Annotated in this window: 13 protein-coding genes; 1 reads left to right on the top strand and 12 read right to left on the bottom strand. The window is 35.6% G+C overall.

Annotation, left to right across the window (positions count from 1 at the left end):
* Positions 1 to 2: 2 nt before the first annotated feature.
* Entirely contained in the window at positions 3 to 2,609 is a 2,607-nt protein-coding gene (clpB, locus tag E0F89_RS05460) for an ATP-dependent chaperone ClpB (protein WP_131908842.1), read from the bottom strand.
* 145 nt (positions 2,610 to 2,754) lie between these two features.
* Between clpB and ytxJ the strand changes: the two genes are divergently transcribed.
* Positions 2,755 to 3,144 carry a bacillithiol system redox-active protein YtxJ gene (ytxJ, locus tag E0F89_RS05455; protein ID WP_131908841.1) on the top strand — a complete coding sequence of 130 codons (390 nt, stop codon included), beginning with the start codon at positions 2,755 to 2,757 and terminating at the stop codon, positions 3,142 to 3,144.
* Between the two features lie 20 nt (positions 3,145 to 3,164).
* On the opposite strand, the gene E0F89_RS05450 is transcribed toward ytxJ, so the two are convergent.
* The 11 genes from E0F89_RS05450 to E0F89_RS05400 form a co-directional block, all read right to left on the bottom strand.
* Positions 3,165 to 4,295, bottom strand: a complete 1,131-nt coding sequence (locus tag E0F89_RS05450; RefSeq protein WP_243699481.1) for a hypothetical protein — start codon at positions 4,293 to 4,295, stop codon at positions 3,165 to 3,167.
* 19 nt (positions 4,296 to 4,314) lie between these two features.
* Complete coding sequence (locus tag E0F89_RS05445; protein ID WP_131908839.1) at positions 4,315 to 5,313, bottom strand: DUF2157 domain-containing protein; 999 nt, start codon at positions 5,311 to 5,313, stop codon at positions 4,315 to 4,317.
* 103 nt (positions 5,314 to 5,416) lie between these two features.
* Positions 5,417 to 6,697 (bottom strand): argininosuccinate lyase, encoded by a 1,281-nt coding sequence (gene argH, locus E0F89_RS05440; protein ID WP_131908838.1) that lies wholly within the window; start codon positions 6,695 to 6,697, stop codon positions 5,417 to 5,419.
* Positions 6,698 to 6,889: 192 nt separating this feature from the next.
* Positions 6,890 to 7,960, bottom strand: a complete 1,071-nt coding sequence (locus tag E0F89_RS05435) for a M20 family metallo-hydrolase (RefSeq protein WP_131908837.1) — start codon at positions 7,958 to 7,960, stop codon at positions 6,890 to 6,892.
* A 96-nt stretch (positions 7,961 to 8,056) separates the two neighbouring features.
* Positions 8,057 to 8,860, bottom strand: a complete 804-nt coding sequence (gene argB, locus E0F89_RS05430; protein ID WP_131908836.1) for an acetylglutamate kinase — start codon at positions 8,858 to 8,860, stop codon at positions 8,057 to 8,059.
* A gap of 25 nt (positions 8,861 to 8,885) precedes the next feature.
* Positions 8,886 to 9,833 (bottom strand): N-acetylornithine carbamoyltransferase, encoded by a 948-nt coding sequence (locus tag E0F89_RS05425; protein ID WP_131908835.1) that lies wholly within the window; start codon positions 9,831 to 9,833, stop codon positions 8,886 to 8,888.
* A 76-nt stretch (positions 9,834 to 9,909) separates the two neighbouring features.
* Entirely contained in the window at positions 9,910 to 11,043 is a 1,134-nt protein-coding gene (locus E0F89_RS05420) for an aspartate aminotransferase family protein (RefSeq protein ID WP_131908834.1), read from the bottom strand.
* Positions 11,044 to 11,128: 85 nt separating this feature from the next.
* Entirely contained in the window at positions 11,129 to 12,106 is a 978-nt protein-coding gene (argC, locus tag E0F89_RS05415; protein ID WP_131908833.1) for an N-acetyl-gamma-glutamyl-phosphate reductase, read from the bottom strand.
* Positions 12,099 to 13,292: an argininosuccinate synthase gene (locus E0F89_RS05410; protein ID WP_131908832.1), complete on the bottom strand. Its 1,194-nt coding sequence runs from the start codon at positions 13,290 to 13,292 to the stop codon at positions 12,099 to 12,101. Before E0F89_RS05410 ends, argC begins: the two co-directional genes overlap by 8 nt.
* 144 nt (positions 13,293 to 13,436) lie before the next feature.
* Entirely contained in the window at positions 13,437 to 14,054 is a 618-nt protein-coding gene (locus E0F89_RS05405) for a GNAT family N-acetyltransferase (RefSeq protein WP_131908831.1), read from the bottom strand.
* Positions 14,055 to 14,527: 473 nt separating this feature from the next.
* Positions 14,528 to 15,712 carry a hypothetical protein gene (locus E0F89_RS05400; protein WP_131908830.1) on the bottom strand — a complete coding sequence of 395 codons (1,185 nt, stop codon included), beginning with the start codon at positions 15,710 to 15,712 and terminating at the stop codon, positions 14,528 to 14,530.
* Positions 15,713 to 15,792: the final 80 nt, after the last annotated feature.

The raw sequence follows: 15,792 nt of genomic DNA, 5'->3' as shown, positions 1-15,792 counted from the left end.
GATTAAGAAACTAGTTCACTTTGATTTCTAAAAACCAACTGCCCATTAAAAGCATCCAACAGAATAATACTATCTGTTGTGATTTTTCCAGCTAGAATTTCTTTAGATAACTGGTTCAGAACATCTCTTTGAATCACTCTTTTCACCGGTCTTGCACCAAATTGCGGATCATAACCTTTTTCGGATAAATAGGCAATTGCCTCCGGAGTTGCGTCCATGGTGATGCCTTGCAGCGCTAGCATTTTAGTAACGCTTTTTAGTTGCAAGCCTACAATTTTAGTAATATTTTCATTGGTAAGCGGCGTAAACATAACAATCTCATCAATACGATTGATGAATTCCGGACGCACCGTTTGTTTCAATAAGCCCAGCACTTCCACTTTTGCAGCTTCGGTTGCGGCTTCGACACTTCCTTTTAGGTTTTCGAATTTTTCCTGAATAATTTGGCTACCCATATTTGATGTCATGATGATAATCGTGTTTTTAAAATCAGCCAGACGCCCTTTGTTATCTGTCAAACGCCCTTCGTCCAAAACTTGTAACAAGATATTGAAGGTATCGGGGTGCGCTTTTTCAATTTCATCCAATAATATCACGGAATATGGTTTTCTGCGAACAGCTTCCGTTAATTGGCCGCCTTCTTCATAACCAACATATCCCGGAGGCGCACCTACCAAACGGCTTACGCTGTGGCGTTCCTGGTATTCGCTCATGTCAATACGGGTCATCGCATTTTCATCGTCAAATAGGTATTCTGCCAAGGCTTTCGCCAATTCCGTTTTTCCAACGCCTGTAGTTCCAAGGAAAAGGAAGGTTCCAACCGGTTTTTTCATGTCTTGTAATCCGGCACGACTTCTTCTAACCGCATCACTTACCGCTTGAATGGCTTCTTCCTGTCCCACGACTCTGTGATGCAACTCATCTTCCAGTTTCAATAGTTTTTCTCTTTCGCCCTGAAGCATTTTCATCACCGGAATTCCGGTCCATTTAGCTACTACTTCAGCTATGTCTTCTCTGGTAACTTCTTCTTTGATTAACGAAGTTCCTCCAATTTGATCTTCGGCCAATTGTTTTTGAAAAGTATCTAATCTTTCTTGGGCTTCTTTAATTTTTCCATAACGAATTTCGGCTACTTTTCCATAATCGCCATCACGTTCGGCTCGTTCTGCTTCGTATTTGAAATCCTCTATCTCCGTTTTTACTCCTTGAATAGTATCGACTATATCTTTCTCGGATTTCCATTTGGCGTAAATTTCGTTTCTCTCTTCTTTTAGGTTGGCCAAGTCCATTCCTAAAACTTTGAGTTTACTTTCGTCTTTTTCTCTTTTTATCGCTTCAATTTCTATTTCCAGTTGCATTACTTTTCGGTCCAAAACATCCAGTTCTTCAGGTTTGGAATTGATCTCCATGCGTATTTTTGATGCTGCCTCGTCCATTAAATCAATGGCTTTGTCCGGAAGGAAACGGTTGGTAATATAGCGTTGTGATAATTCGACTGCAGCAATAATAGCTTCATCCTTTATCTGAACTTTATGATGTGTTTCATATTTTTCTTTGATTCCGCGTAAAATTGAAATCGCACTTTCGGTATCCGGTTCTTCGATCATTATTTTTTGAAAACGTCTTTCCAGCGCTTTGTCTTTTTCAAAATATTTTTGATATTCGTCCAATGTTGTAGCTCCAATGGCGCGAAGTTCTCCACGAGCCAATGCCGGTTTCAGAATATTCGCCGCATCCATAGCACCTTCGCCACCGCCGGCTCCGACAAGCGTATGGATTTCGTCAATGAATAATACAATATCACCTTCAGCAGAAGTCACTTCTTTTACTACGGATTTTAATCGCTCTTCAAATTCACCCTTATATTTAGCACCGGCAATCAGCGCTCCCATGTCAAGAGAATAGACGATTTTATCTTTTAAATTGTCCGGAACATCGCCATCTACAATTCGGTGTGCCAAACCTTCGGCGATAGCGGTTTTTCCGACGCCGGGTTCTCCCACTAACATCGGGTTATTTTTGGTTCTACGAGTTAGAATCTGCAACACCCTGCGAATTTCCTCGTCACGACCAATAACAGGATCGAGTTTACCGGCACGGGCCAATTCATTGAGGTTTTTTGCGTATTTGTTCAATGAATTATAGGTTTCTTCAGCCGAAGCCGAAGTTACTCGTTCCCCTTTTCGCAATTCTTCTATTGCCGCTTTCAATCCTTTTCCGGTTACGCCCTGATCTTTTAAAATTTGGGCTGCCTTAGTTTTAGAATCAAAAATCGCCAAAATTAAATGCTCCACGGAGACGAATTCATCATTCATTTTTTTAGCAATAATTTCTGCTTCATTTAGGGTTGTGTTTGCAGTTCTTGAAAGCATAATTTCGCCACCGGAAACTTTTGGAAAACTTTGAATCGTGCTATCTAAAATTTGAAGAAATAGAGGAACATTTACGTTTAATTTTTTCAAAATAAAAGGAGCCACATTTTCATCAACTTCAAAAATAGCCTTGAAAATATGTTCGTTCTCTATTTGCTGTTGCCCTTGGCTTTGCGCCAATTGCTGCGAAAGCTGAATGGCTTCCTGAGATTTGATCGTGAATTTATTTATGTTCATGATGTTATATAGTTTTGTGGTTATTTAACTAACTTTGCAATTCAATATTCAATATATATTCCATTACAATAATACCGACAAATTGACAGAAATTTCATGATTTATATCATATTTCAAAGTCAAAATGTCTTAAAATAAGACAATTATGAGTTTTTTTAAAAATATATTCAGCAGTTCCGACGACGCCAATGCAAACGAAAACAAAATCAACTGGAATGAACTGACCGGTTTAGCGCAACTGGATGAAATTATTGCTGTGTCGAATGAAAAACCAGTTGCGATTTTCAAACACAGTACACGATGCAGCGTAAGCAGAATGGCGCTGAAACAGTTTGAAAATCAGTTTGATAGCTCAGATAAAGTTACACCTTATTTTTTAGATTTAATAGCACATCGTGATATTTCTAATGAAATTGCAACTCGTTTTGGAGTGTATCATCAGTCACCACAATTGATTCTTATAAAAGACGGAAAAGCCATTTATAATGTTTCGCACAGTGATATTGATGCTGAAGAATTGAAGAAAAAATTGTAGATTTCTTTCGACAAATATTTCTAATATTCTCCTGTAGAGCCCCCACCACTAAATCCTCCACCACCAAATTTAATTGGTGACTCTTCTTGATTTATTTCTGGTTGCAATCCAAATTGTGAGGCAATAACTATTGTTTCTAAATTTAATTGAGAATTAGAATTTGAGAAACGATCTGGCAGAAAGGTTAATCCAGTTTCATTATTCTTGATTTTTTTAATCGAGAAATAAGTAAAGACAAACAAAGCCAATCCAGAAATGGTTAATGCCTCTTCAGGGAGAAGAATGTGGTGGTAATAGAGAATGGTGAAAATAGAAAAGGCAAGTCCCAAAAATCCAATCCAAAGCATTATCTTGTCTTTTTTTATCAAAGAATAAACTAGATAAAAAGCTGGGACAATAATGGTGAAAGCATAAAAAAATAGTGCAAAAGAAATTTCTTGAGTCGCTGGAATCTCTTTTTTTAGCAATAAAACAGATAATTCTCGTACTACTAAATAATTTCCAGATAGATAAAATAAAATTAAGCTAAAGCTATTTACTAATTCTATTCCCTTTGAATAATAAGGCAATTTAATGTTCTTTAAGGCTATTTTGGCCGAGAAATATAACAGCCCCGAAAATAACATCAGAACAAAGGGCAAGATTGATTTTCCGATGTCACCAAATTCAAACATCAAATACGCCAAGCTCCCTGTTAGTCCCAGACTAAATAGTAATGCTGATGATAAATAGATGTATCTTAAATAACTAATTATTGATGCTGCAGCAATAGTTATAAAAACTGCTAAAAAATTTCCCTTGGTAGTAATTCCCACTCCTAAAAATAAAAGCAATTGCGCGCCTAATAAAAAAGCATCGTCAAGACCAAATCCATAAAATTTTTGTTTGGCTAGAAATTCTATTCCAACAAAACCAATTATGGAATACACAAATAATAGTATTTCATCATTAAAATTTTCAAAATTTATGGAAAAAATAGAAAGCATTCCACAAATTGAAGAATATAAGAACTTGCCAAGTAAAAAAAAGCCTAATCGAATTAATATGTTTTTATGCCTTTTTAAAGTGGACAATTCACCAATTATAGTTTGGTATTGAGCTGGATCGATGAAACCTGATTCTTTTAAAGAAGAGGCTTCATCAACAAACAAAGTGTTGTCTAATAAGCTTTTATTGTAAACTATCATTTGAAGTTTTTTTATTAAAGTTCTTAATCAGTTTGATAAACATTACTATTGAAAGAATCAGATAGGCAGGTGTCAAAAAAATTAATGGAGTAACTAAATATTCAGGGTTTATCTGCTCCAAAATTTTAAAAAGTAAAAAGTTAAATCCTAGATAGGCATATAAAATTGTGAATACAAATATCGAAATTGAACCCATTTTATGGCTTATTCTGTAAAAATAATAAGTGGAAAGCCCCAAAATAATTTCAAAGAAATACCAATAAACTTCTAATAGATTGTTTAAACAAGCAATACTAATTAGATGTAAGGAAAACGTAAAATAGATTAAATTAAAATGCTTTTTTAGGTCTATTTTCGTGGCATAAATTGTCCATAGTACAAGAGCTATTCCTAAAAGAATGCCCGAATAACTTAACGAAGTGGTGTTGTAAGTGGTATTGTTTAATAATGCTGGTGGACTAACCGATAATCCTACAAAAGCAGCCAGTCCAGTGATGGCAATAGATAAGACACTTTTGTTGTCAAAATAATAAGCGCAAAAAAAGCAAATTAGTGTAGGGATTAATGTTGCCAAACCATAATGTGTTCCAAAAGGATGGTACTGGTACTGCAAATAACCAATAAAAGTACAAGTTAAAATAGTGGCAGAAAGCAGCAAATAATCAAAGATTGGATTGGCAAAAGCAGTTTCGTTTTTTTTGAAATTACCAGCATTTTTGAAGCAAAAATAGAAGCATATAATCGTCACTACAAGTATAAAAGAAAGTATGGCAATGTGGCCAATACTGTCGATGTTTTGATAAATTATAGTCCCCATTCCAGAGGTAAACAGCAAAACGGACAGATAAAGTAAAAATCTCAATTCATTGCGGAGTGAAAAGATATTTAAACTTCGATAGGCTTGAATCTGTAGGTATTGTTCTTTTGAAATAAGATTTCTTGCTAAAAGAGTTTGTGTTGCTTCTGATTCAAATTTTTTCATTTCAATTAATTCAGATAAGTATAAATCAAATATAAGGAATTACACAATAAAAAAAAACGCATCGAGGTTACCGATGCGAAATTATTTTTATATGAAACAGAGTTTAAAAAGCCAATCTCATTTTCTCTTTGATTTCCTCCAAACAAAGGTTGTTGATGCTTCCTTCGTGCGTATGTCTGGTTTCTTTGGGAGATTGAAAAGTACCATTTTCAAGCTGCTCAGCAACCGCTTTATACGCGTCTCTAAAAGGCATTCCCGTAACTACCATTTCATTTAAAGTGTCAACGGTAAACAAATAATTGTATTTTGGATCCGCAAGAATATTGTCTTTTACTTTAATGTCTTTGATTGCAAAAATCGCGATATCCAAACAGGCTTGCAGGTTTTGAATCGCTGGAAATAATCCTTCTTTCAGTAATTGTAAATCCCTGTGATAGCCACTTGGCAGGTTATTGGTGATTAAAGTAATTTCGTATGGTAACGCTTGGATTTTATTGCATTTCCCGCGAATTAATTCAAAAACATCCGGATTTTTCTTGTGTGGCATGATACTCGAACCGGTCGTAAGATGCGAAGGCAAAGTGATGAAATCAAAATTCTGACTCATATACAAACAAACATCCATCGAGAATTTAGCCAAAGTTGCCGCGACGCTGCTCATAGCAAAAGCAACTGTTTTCTCTGATTTTCCACGGCTCATTTGTGCCGCTACCGAATTGAATTTTAAAGTTTCAAAACCCAATTCCTGTGTAGTGAATGTTCTGTTGATAGGAAATGAACTTCCGTAACCTGCAGCTGATCCTAATGGGTTTTGGTCCACAATTTTCAAAGCAGCATTCAACATCGTTACATCATCAATCAAAGTTTCGGCATAAGCGGAAAACCACATTCCAAAAGAGGAAGGCATTGCAATTTGTAGGTGCGTGTATCCTGGTAATAAAACATTTTGGTGTTTTTCGGCTGATTCCATCAGTAAATCAAAAAGGCTTTTTACTTGCTCTTTTAGTTCTTTAACTACATCTTTCAAATATAAATTAACATCTACCAAAACCTGGTCGTTACGGGAACGGGCAGTATGGATTTTCTTTCCGGCGTCACCCAATTTTACGGTCAGTAAATATTCGATTTTGGAATGCACGTCTTCAAAGCTGTCTTCTATTTCGAATTTTCCGCCTTCAACGTCTTTTATTATTTCTTCCAAAGCCAAAACCAAAGAAACGGTTTCGGAGTCTGTTAAAAGACCGATTTGTCCCAACATTTTTGCATGTGCGATAGAACCCAATGCATCATATTTGGCCAGAACTAAATCCAGTTCTCTGTCGTTTCCAACGGTAAAATGTTCGATTTGCTTATCGGTTGGTATTCCTTTTTCCCAAAGTTTCATATTGTGGATAATTAGATTTTTAGACTGTTAGATTTTTAGCCCCGATTACTTCACTTAATTTCTATTTTCACAGGAGTTCAGTGAACTCCGTTTGCAGTGGAAATCCTTTTATTTTTTTTCTTTAAAAAATAAAAGATTGCAACGTATAGCGGGATTAGCTCCTGAAAATAATCAGGATAAATTCAAATTATTTTATTGTTTGAAAAAATCAGTTAGTATTTTGATATACAATTTAATTCCTTCTTCGATTTCGTTTATAAATATAAATTCGTCTGCCGAGTGTGACCGCAGGGTTTCACCAGGTCCTAATTTTAAGGATTGACAACTCAAAACCGATTGATCCGAAAGGGTAGGCGACCCGTACGTGGTTCTTCCCACTGCGATTCCGGCCTGTACCAATCCGTGAGCAACTGGAATCGAAGACGCATTCAAATGCATCGAACGCGGATTGACTTCAGCAGTTAAATGTTGTCTTACGGTATCTAAAATTTCTTGATTGCTATAACAATCATTCACCCTGATATCGACAACCAAATGACATTCAGCAGGAACTACGTTGTGTTGTTTTCCAGCAGAGATTTGTGTTACCGTCATTTTTACAGGACCTAAAACCTCCGATATTTTTTCGAATTGATAGCTATTAAACCATTCAATAACGGGTACCGCATTATAAATAGGATTATCCGGATTGTTATGTGCGGCGTGACTGGCAGTACCTTTTACGATGACATCAAGTACTAGTAAACCTTTTTCGGCTACGGCCAATTGCATCAAAGTTGGTTCACCAACAATCGCACATTCCAGTTTTGGTAAATGTTTCAATACGCTGTTTAATCCATTTTTTCCACTGCTTTCTTCTTCGGCTGAAGCGACCATCACAATATTGTAAGGCAAATTTTCATTCAGATAAAAATATACAAAAGTGGCTAAAAGCGAAACCAGACAACCTCCCGCATCATTACTTCCCAATCCAAATAATTTACCATCTTTTACGATAGCTTTAAAAGGATCCTTGGTATAACCTTGGTTTGGTTTTACGGTATCGTGGTGTGAATTCAGTAAAAGCGTTGGTTTGGACTTGTCAAAATTCTTATTGAAAGCCCAAACATTATTATTCTCTCTTTCGAAAGGAATGTTATTTTGTGTGAACCAATTTTCAATTAAAAGTGCAGTTTTGTCTTCTTCACTAGAAAATGAAGGCGTTTCAATCAGTGCTTTTAATAGCGCAATGGCTTCTTGTGTAAGGATTTCTATACTCTTCATATTTTATTTGCCACAACGGGTCTGTTATTTACGACGAAGGCACAATGACACAAAATTTTCAGTTCGTGTAAATTTGTGAAATTCGTGTTTAACTTTTTATAATTCTATACTTGTGTACAATGAGGTCTTGTCTTGCAACATGCGATGATGACCAATTTTTATTTTTTGAACTCCTTTGGATAAACTGTTGAAACAGTTGTCTAATTTAGGAATCATGCCCGAATGTATCGCTTTTTCGACTTTTAATTTGGAATATAGTTCTTGATTGATGTTTTCAATTACTGAAGAATCGTCTTCGGCATCATATAAAACACCAGGTTTTTCGAAGCAATAATTCAATGTGACATCAAAAACTTCTGATAAAGCAATTGCTAATTCACTGGCAATCGTATCCGCATTCGTGTTTAATAATTGTCCTTTTCCATCATGTGTTATCGCGCAAAATACAGGGACAATGCCATTTGAAAGCAACGTTTCCAGCAATTCGGTATTCACTTTTTTTACATCGCCCACGTAGCCATAATTGATTGTTAGGTGGTTTCTTTTATCCGATTGAATTAAATTTCCATCAGCACCAGAAAACCCTATCGCATTGGTGAAATTTGCTTGTAATTGAGCAACAATATTTTTATTAATTTGGCCTGCATAAATCATCACAACAACCTCAAGCATAGCAGCATCGGTGATGCGTCTTCCATCAATCATTTGAGGTATTAAACCTATGCTTTCGGCCATTTTGGTAGCTGATTTTCCTCCGCCATGAACGAGTATTTTATCCCCTTCAATTATAGAAAAATCAATTAAGAACTGTGCTAATTCCGCTGGATTATCAATAATGTTTCCTCCAATTTTTATGATTGAAAGTGGTTTTAGGTTCTTGGTTTTTGGTTTCGGACTCATCACTAATATTTTAAAAGTCTTTTCTCTATTTTCTATTTTCTAAAATCTTCTGCAACACTAATTGCGCTGCATACGTTCTATTATTGGCTTGTTCAATAACAATTGAATTTTCGCTGTCAATCACTTCATCGGTAACAATCACATTACGTCTTACCGGTAAACAGTGCATGAATTTAGCATTGTTGGTTAGCTTCATTTTATCGGAAGTTACGGTCCAATTTGGGTCAGAATTTGTAATCTGACCATAATCGTTATAATTGCTCCAGTTTTTGGCATAGATAAAATCGGCATTTTCGAAAGCTTTGTTTTGGTCGTATTCAATCTTGGAATCTTTCGTGATTTCGGGATTCAACTCATAGCCTTCGGGATGCGTAATCACAAAGTCGGCATCTTGTAACTGCATCATTTCTACAAAGGAATTGGGAACAGCTTGAGGTAATGCTTTAGGGTGTGGCGCCCAAGTTAAAACTACTTTTGGGCGGTGTTCTGTTTTGTGCTCTGCCATAGTTATAGCATCGGCAAGAGATTGTAATGGATGTCCAGTAGCACTTTCCATATTGACAACAGGCACGGTGGCGTATTTTAAGAAACCGGAAAGTACAATTTCGGCATTGTCTTTTTCTTTATCTACCAATCCGGCAAAAGCCCTGATGGCAATTATATCGCAATATTGAGAAACTACCGCAGCAGCTTCTTTTATATGTTCCGAAGCACCTGAGTTCATGATGGCTCCATCTTCAAACTCAAGTGTCCAACCTTCACTGGTAAAATTCATTACCATGACGTTCATTCCCAAGTTTAAAGCTGCTTTTTGTGTACTCAAACGCGTTCTTAAACTGGAATTGAAAAACAACATGCCTAAGGTTTTGTTTTTTCCCAATTTTTTGTTTTTAAGAGGTTTTTTCTTGATTTTTAATGCTTGTTTCACCCATTTATCGAGCGAATCTATGTTTTGTATGGAGATGTAGTTCATTGCAATTATGAATTATGAATTATGAATTGTCGAAAGATGATCCAATATTTGGATGAAAAAATAGATAAAAATATACTTATAATTCAGTTAAACTTTCTTTTAAAGCTATTATAAAGGTGTCAATTGCTTCCTTCTTGATTGTCAATGGAGGAAGAATTCTTAATAAGTTTTTATTATTAGCATTTCCCGTAAAAATATGTTTATCAATAATCATTTTTTTACGAAGTGTACTTACGTCAAAATCAAATTCTACGCCTAACATTAATCCTCTTCCTTTTACTTGGATCACTTCAGGAACTTGTTTTATTGCTTCTGAAAAATAGGCGTAAACGTCATTTACGTTATCCATTAATTTTTGACTTTCAATCACATCCAAAACTGCTATTCCGGCGGCACAAGCCAAATGATTTCCACCAAAAGTAGTTCCCAATAATCCATAACTAGCTGTGAATTTTGGAGAAATCAGGATTCCGCCAATAGGAAATCCGTTACCCATTCCTTTTGCCAGACAAATAATATCTGCTTTGATGTTATGATGCTGATGTGCGAAAAACTTCCCGCTTCTTCCGTATCCTGATTGCACTTCGTCCAAAATCAGAACGGCATCGTATGCTGCACATATTTTTTCTAATGCCTGGAAAAATTCAGTTGTACCTTGGTCTAAACCACCAACTCCTTGAATTCCTTCAATGATAACAGAAGAAACATCTCCTTTTTTTAATTCGTTTTCCACCAACTCGATGTCATTCAATGGTAAAAAAGTAACGATTTGTTGTGCATTGATTGGCGCAACAATTTTTTTGTTATCTGTCACCGCAACTGCCGCCGAAGTTCTTCCGTGAAATGCATTATCAAAAGCAATAACACGTGATTTATTGTTGTGAAAAGAAGCCAGTTTCAACGCATTTTCATTGGCTTCGGCTCCGGAACTGCACAAGAATAAAGTGTAATCTTCCAATCCTGAAAGTTTTCCTAATTTTTCCGCTAATTCTACCTGCAATGGATTCTGAATCGCATTGGAATAAAAACCAATATTATCCAATTGATTTTTTAATTTGGCAACATAGTCCGGTTGTGTGTGTCCAATGGAAATTACTCCATGACCACCATATAAATCTAAATATTCCACTCCTTTTTCATCTGTAATTGTGCAATCCAGCGCTTTTACAGGAGTGATGTTGTATAATGGGTAAACGTCAAATAAGTTCATTTTATTTTTTTGTTTAAATGGTTTAAGGTTTAAAGTTTAAAGTTACGTGTACAACCTTAAACTTTAAACTTGAAACAAATTTTTTCTAAAATCCGCTTGGTTTCAAATGCAATCCTGTGGTTTCATCCAATCCAAACATCAAATTCATGTTTTGTATGGCTTGTCCCGAGGCTCCTTTTGTCAAATTATCAATTACTGAAGTAATCAATAACCGGTTTCCTTTTTTTATTAAACTGATAATACATTTATTCGTTTGAACCACTTGTTTCATATTGATTCCATTGGTAGTAACCGTTACAAAAGGCTGGTCTTTGTAAAAAGCCTCATATTTAGCTACTACATCTTCCAGATTTTCTTCGATTGTTGTGTATAATGTAGCGAAAATCCCTCTGGCAAAATCCCCTCTGTTGGGTACAAAAATCAATTCGTTTGTATAATTCGCTTGCAATTGGTTTACACTTTGGTTTATTTCGCCCAAATGTTGATGCTCAAAAGCTTTATAATGCGACATGTTGTTCGATCTCCAGCTAAAATGCGTCGTTTCCGAAGGTGAAACTCCGGCTCCCGTGCTTCCGGTTGTAGCACTGATATGAACGTCAGTTGCTAGTATTCCGGCGTTCGCCAAAGGCAATAATGCCAGTTGGATTGCTGTCGCAAAACAACCTGGATTAGCTATGAATTGAGCGTTTTTGATCGCTGCTTTATTCAATTCTGGTAAACCGTAAACGAAAGTTTTACTGTCAAAATCTTTGTCTTTTGTCAATCTGAAATCATTTCCTAAATCGATGATTTTGGTATGGCTTGCAAATTGATTTTGCTCTAAAAATGATTTTGATTTTCCATGACCTAAGCACAAGAAAACCACATTTACATTTGGATTTACGGTATCAGTAAAATTCATTTCGATATCGCCCATCAAATCATGATGCGCAACATGCAGCGGTTTCCCGGCATTTGTTGTGCTGTAAACAAAATCAAGTGTGGCATTGGGATGAAACATCAGTATTCTGATGAGTTCCCCCGCTGTGTAACCTGAACCACCAATTATTCCAATATTAATCATGTGTCAGTTTATTTACAGATGAAAATATGTTTTGGGCATTCCCCAGAATTTTGATAAATCCTTTGGCATCGTCAGATGTCCAAGCATTGTTCATTTCTCCATATTGTCCAAAACTGGTATTCATTAAATCATTTTCAGATTCAATTCCGTCCAATGTAAAGTGATATGGTTTTAGCGAAACTATAACGGTTCCGTTTACAGTGGATTGAGTGTCTTCCAAGAAAGCCTCGATGTTTCTCATTACAGGATCTAAAAATTGCCCTTCATGAAACAACATTCCGTACCAGTTTCCTAGTTGTTCTTTCCAGTATTGTTGCCATTTACCCAGCGTATGTTTCTCCAGTAAATGGTGTGCTTTGATAATGATTAAAGGCGCAGCGGCTTCAAAACCAACTCTTCCTTTAATTCCGATAATCGTATCGCCAACATGAGTATCTCGGCCAATTGCATATGCGCTGGCTAGTTTTTCTAATGCAACGATGTTTTTTGTTGGTGTGTCCAATGTCCCGTTGATACCTACTAATTGTCCTTTTTCAAATTGTAGTGTCACTTTCTCTTCACCCGTTTTTTGCAATTGAGAAGGGTATGCTTCACTTGGCAACGATTGATTAGAGGTCAATGTCTCTTTACCACCTACGCTTGTTCCCCACAATCCTTTATTAATTGAATATTGTGCTTTTTCCCAAGAATAATGAACTCCGTTTTTGGCTAAATAATCCACTTCTTCCTGTCTTGATAATTTTAAATCACGGATAGGAGTGATGATTTCAATTTCGGGAGCAATGGTTTGAAAAATTAAATCAAAACGAATTTGGTCATTTCCTGCGCCGGTACTTCCGTGAGCAATTGCTTCAGCACCTACAGATTTCGCATATTTAATTGCTTCAATGGCTTGAAAAACACGTTCAGCACTTACAGATAATGGATACGTATTGTTTTTTAAGACATTTCCATAAATCAAATATTTAATGGCTTTGTCGTAATATTTATCTACGATAGTAAGGTTGGCATGTTGGGCACTCCCTAATTCGTAAGCTCTTTCTTCAATAGCGGCTAGTTCCGCTTCATCAAATCCACCTGTATTGATAAGGACTGTATGAACTTCATATCCTTTTTCATTTTTTAAATATTTTAGGCAATATGAGGTGTCTAATCCTCCGCTGTATGCTAATACTACTTTTTTCATGATATTATTTTTTTTCCTCCCCCCAACCCCCTCCGAAGGAGGGGGAGCCAATACTGGCAAAAGGGGAATTTTTATTATTAATTTTTTTTCTCTCTTTGGCTCCCTTCCCTTCAAGAATCCCGAGGCTTCGGGAGGGGAGGGGATTTATTTTTTTAAGAACAAGGCTTGTTTAATTGATTTTAATCTATTGAGAACTCTTGTGTTAAATGGATGTTCAGGCGGATCTACCGGTTTTTCTTTTGGATCATAAAGCATTCCGGTGCACAAACACATTTTGTTGTCTTTACTTTTGAGGATTTCATAATTGGTGCAGGTTTGGCATCCTTTCCAAAAACTTGGATCGCTGGTCAATTCTGAAAAAGGAACTGGTTTGTAACCTAAATCGGAGTTGATTTTCATTACTGCAAGACCAGTTGTAATACCAAAAACCTTGGCATCTGGATATTTCTCTAATGAATAATCGAAAACAAATGATTTGATCTTTTTAGCTAAACCTAAATTTCTGTAATCAGGATGTACAATCAGCCCGGAATGTGCCACAAATTTCCCGTGTTGCCAACTTTCGATATAGCAAAAACCTGCAAATTTGCCATTGTCTAATGCAATTACAGCATCTTTGCTTTCCATTTTTTTCTGGATGTATTCAGGAGTTCTCTTAGCAATTCCCGTGCCTCTTAAAAGGGCGGATAATTCTATAGTATCGCATATTTCCTGCGAATACTTATAATGTTCTTCGTGAGTTGTTATAATAGAAATATTCATTTCAAAAGCTAAATTTTTGAGTTATAAAATGATTTGTGATTTTGTAATTGAAATATCTCCTTGCCAAATTTAGCTATAACATCAAACCAGTTGATTGTTGTGCAATAAATTGAACCGCAATGCAATAGTAATGAATATGTAGCTTTTTTTGGATTTGAAAATCCAATGGAAAATAAGGTTGATTTCAAAACGGAAAAATGAAAAATGAATAATAAAACGAAACAGCTTTTGGGTACTATAGAGATAGTATCCGTACTTCGGGAGAAGTAGAAGGTCTGTTTGTCCGTGACAAAGAAGTTATATGTAAACTTGTTTTATTCATTGGTACAAAAGTACACTTATTTTTATAACACCATGCAATTTTTGTGTTTTCTAACAAAATTTTAATGTATTGTGTGTTTTTTTTAAAATAAAAAACTCCTTGATAGTTTGATTATCAAGGAGTTTTGCGTACAGAAATTAAATTTAAGGGATTAGTTTCTAAATTTATTTCGACTTATGATATCTTTAATTTTAGCTTTTAAGTCTTCTCCGGTGTCATAAACCATTTGTTCACTGTTAGGAAAAGCTACTGGTTTTCTGTCAAAATAAGAGTAATAATTATCGTCAGAAGCCCGTCGATCTCCCTTGTAAGTAGCATAAATATTTTCGAAAATGAATTCGCTGCTTAGAGGAAAAGATTGTAATAATTGATTGCTTTTAAAGTTAATGTAGTCAATTTTTGCTGTAATTTGACACGACTTAAATTGTCTGAATTCATAAATCCTGGCAGTTACAGTTTTGAGGTTATCGACCATAACTACTTTTCCTTTTTCGTCCAGCATTTCCTTTCCGTTGGCATCAATTAGTTTTTTGACACCGTCTTTGATGATGCGTTCTTTTACAAATTCTCTTTCTTTTATTTGCTCTGGCGAAATATAAATTTGTCTAAAATTGATTACCATTCCATAATCATAGCTGATTCCTTTTTGTTTGTTGCTATGATAAACTGTCCATTTGTCATTTAATCCTAAAGTGCTAAAATCCAGTAAGTCATTTTCAAGCCGGACCGGAATGATCATATTTGTTTCATTTTTAGTGTAAACCGAAACGTAATCAGAACCTTTGAATCTTGCATCATCCATCAATCGCAGAACATCTTTATAATTTGGATTTATCTGGTTTAAATAATCCAAATCATCATACGCTTTTCGGTAATTCATCTTGTCTGATGTCGCCAATAGTTTTTTAGCATTAGCATACAAATAAGCAGACAACGCATTTTTGCTGTCAATGATCTGATCGTTATAGTTGTCGAATGCGAAAATGGCATTTCTACCTTCTTTGATTAAACTTAAAGGAAGTAAGGGTTTTATTTTTTCCTGTCGGGAATTCAATTGCAAATAGGTATTGTACATTTTTTCCAATTGTGCGGGATTAGCATCTTTTGCCAATAAATTTATTGCATTCAAATCGCGTTCTTTGGCTTTGGCGAAAGCCTCTTCGAGCAAATAAATATAATCTTGCTTGCCTTTTTTATCTTTATTGGTTTGCAAATTGGAAACGGCATTATCTATTGCCTGATCGTAATTTCCGGAACTTAGTAAATTTTGGGTTTGCTTTACGCCACAGGAAGAGATTAGGACCAAAAAGGATATTAAAAGAGTAATTTTTCTCATAAGCTTTACGATTGAACAGATGATTTTTATGATGGCAATGCTGCTTTTTTCAAACAGATTAATTGATTCTAATTTTCAAA

The sequence above is a fragment of the Flavobacterium caseinilyticum genome, assembly GCF_004349085.1.
GTDB classification, from domain to species: domain Bacteria; phylum Bacteroidota; class Bacteroidia; order Flavobacteriales; family Flavobacteriaceae; genus Flavobacterium; species Flavobacterium caseinilyticum.
The sequence above is the reverse complement of the archived record's forward strand: the minus strand, read 5'-3'. Positions and strand labels throughout refer to the sequence as shown.

What these genes read in the sequence shown, in the direction of transcription:
- clpB (WP_131908842.1), bottom strand. Translation starts at nt 2,609, where the DNA reads ATGAACATAAATAAATTCACGATCAAATCTCAGGAAGCCATTCAGCTT.
- ytxJ (WP_131908841.1), top strand. Translation starts at nt 2,755, where the DNA reads ATGAGTTTTTTTAAAAATATATTCAGCAGTTCCGACGACGCCAATGCA.
- E0F89_RS05445 (WP_131908839.1), bottom strand. Translation starts at nt 5,313, where the DNA reads ATGAAAAAATTTGAATCAGAAGCAACACAAACTCTTTTAGCAAGAAAT.
- argH (WP_131908838.1), bottom strand. Translation starts at nt 6,697, where the DNA reads ATGAAACTTTGGGAAAAAGGAATACCAACCGATAAGCAAATCGAACAT.
- E0F89_RS05435 (WP_131908837.1), bottom strand. Translation starts at nt 7,960, where the DNA reads ATGAAGAGTATAGAAATCCTTACACAAGAAGCCATTGCGCTATTAAAA.
- argB (WP_131908836.1), bottom strand. Translation starts at nt 8,860, where the DNA reads ATGAGTCCGAAACCAAAAACCAAGAACCTAAAACCACTTTCAATCATA.
- E0F89_RS05425 (WP_131908835.1), bottom strand. Translation starts at nt 9,833, where the DNA reads ATGAACTACATCTCCATACAAAACATAGATTCGCTCGATAAATGGGTG.
- E0F89_RS05420 (WP_131908834.1), bottom strand. Translation starts at nt 11,043, where the DNA reads ATGAACTTATTTGACGTTTACCCATTATACAACATCACTCCTGTAAAA.
- argC (WP_131908833.1), bottom strand. Translation starts at nt 12,106, where the DNA reads ATGATTAATATTGGAATAATTGGTGGTTCAGGTTACACAGCGGGGGAA.
- E0F89_RS05410 (WP_131908832.1), bottom strand. Translation starts at nt 13,292, where the DNA reads ATGAAAAAAGTAGTATTAGCATACAGCGGAGGATTAGACACCTCATAT.
- E0F89_RS05405 (WP_131908831.1), bottom strand. Translation starts at nt 14,054, where the DNA reads ATGAATATTTCTATTATAACAACTCACGAAGAACATTATAAGTATTCG.
- E0F89_RS05400 (WP_131908830.1), bottom strand. Translation starts at nt 15,712, where the DNA reads ATGAGAAAAATTACTCTTTTAATATCCTTTTTGGTCCTAATCTCTTCC.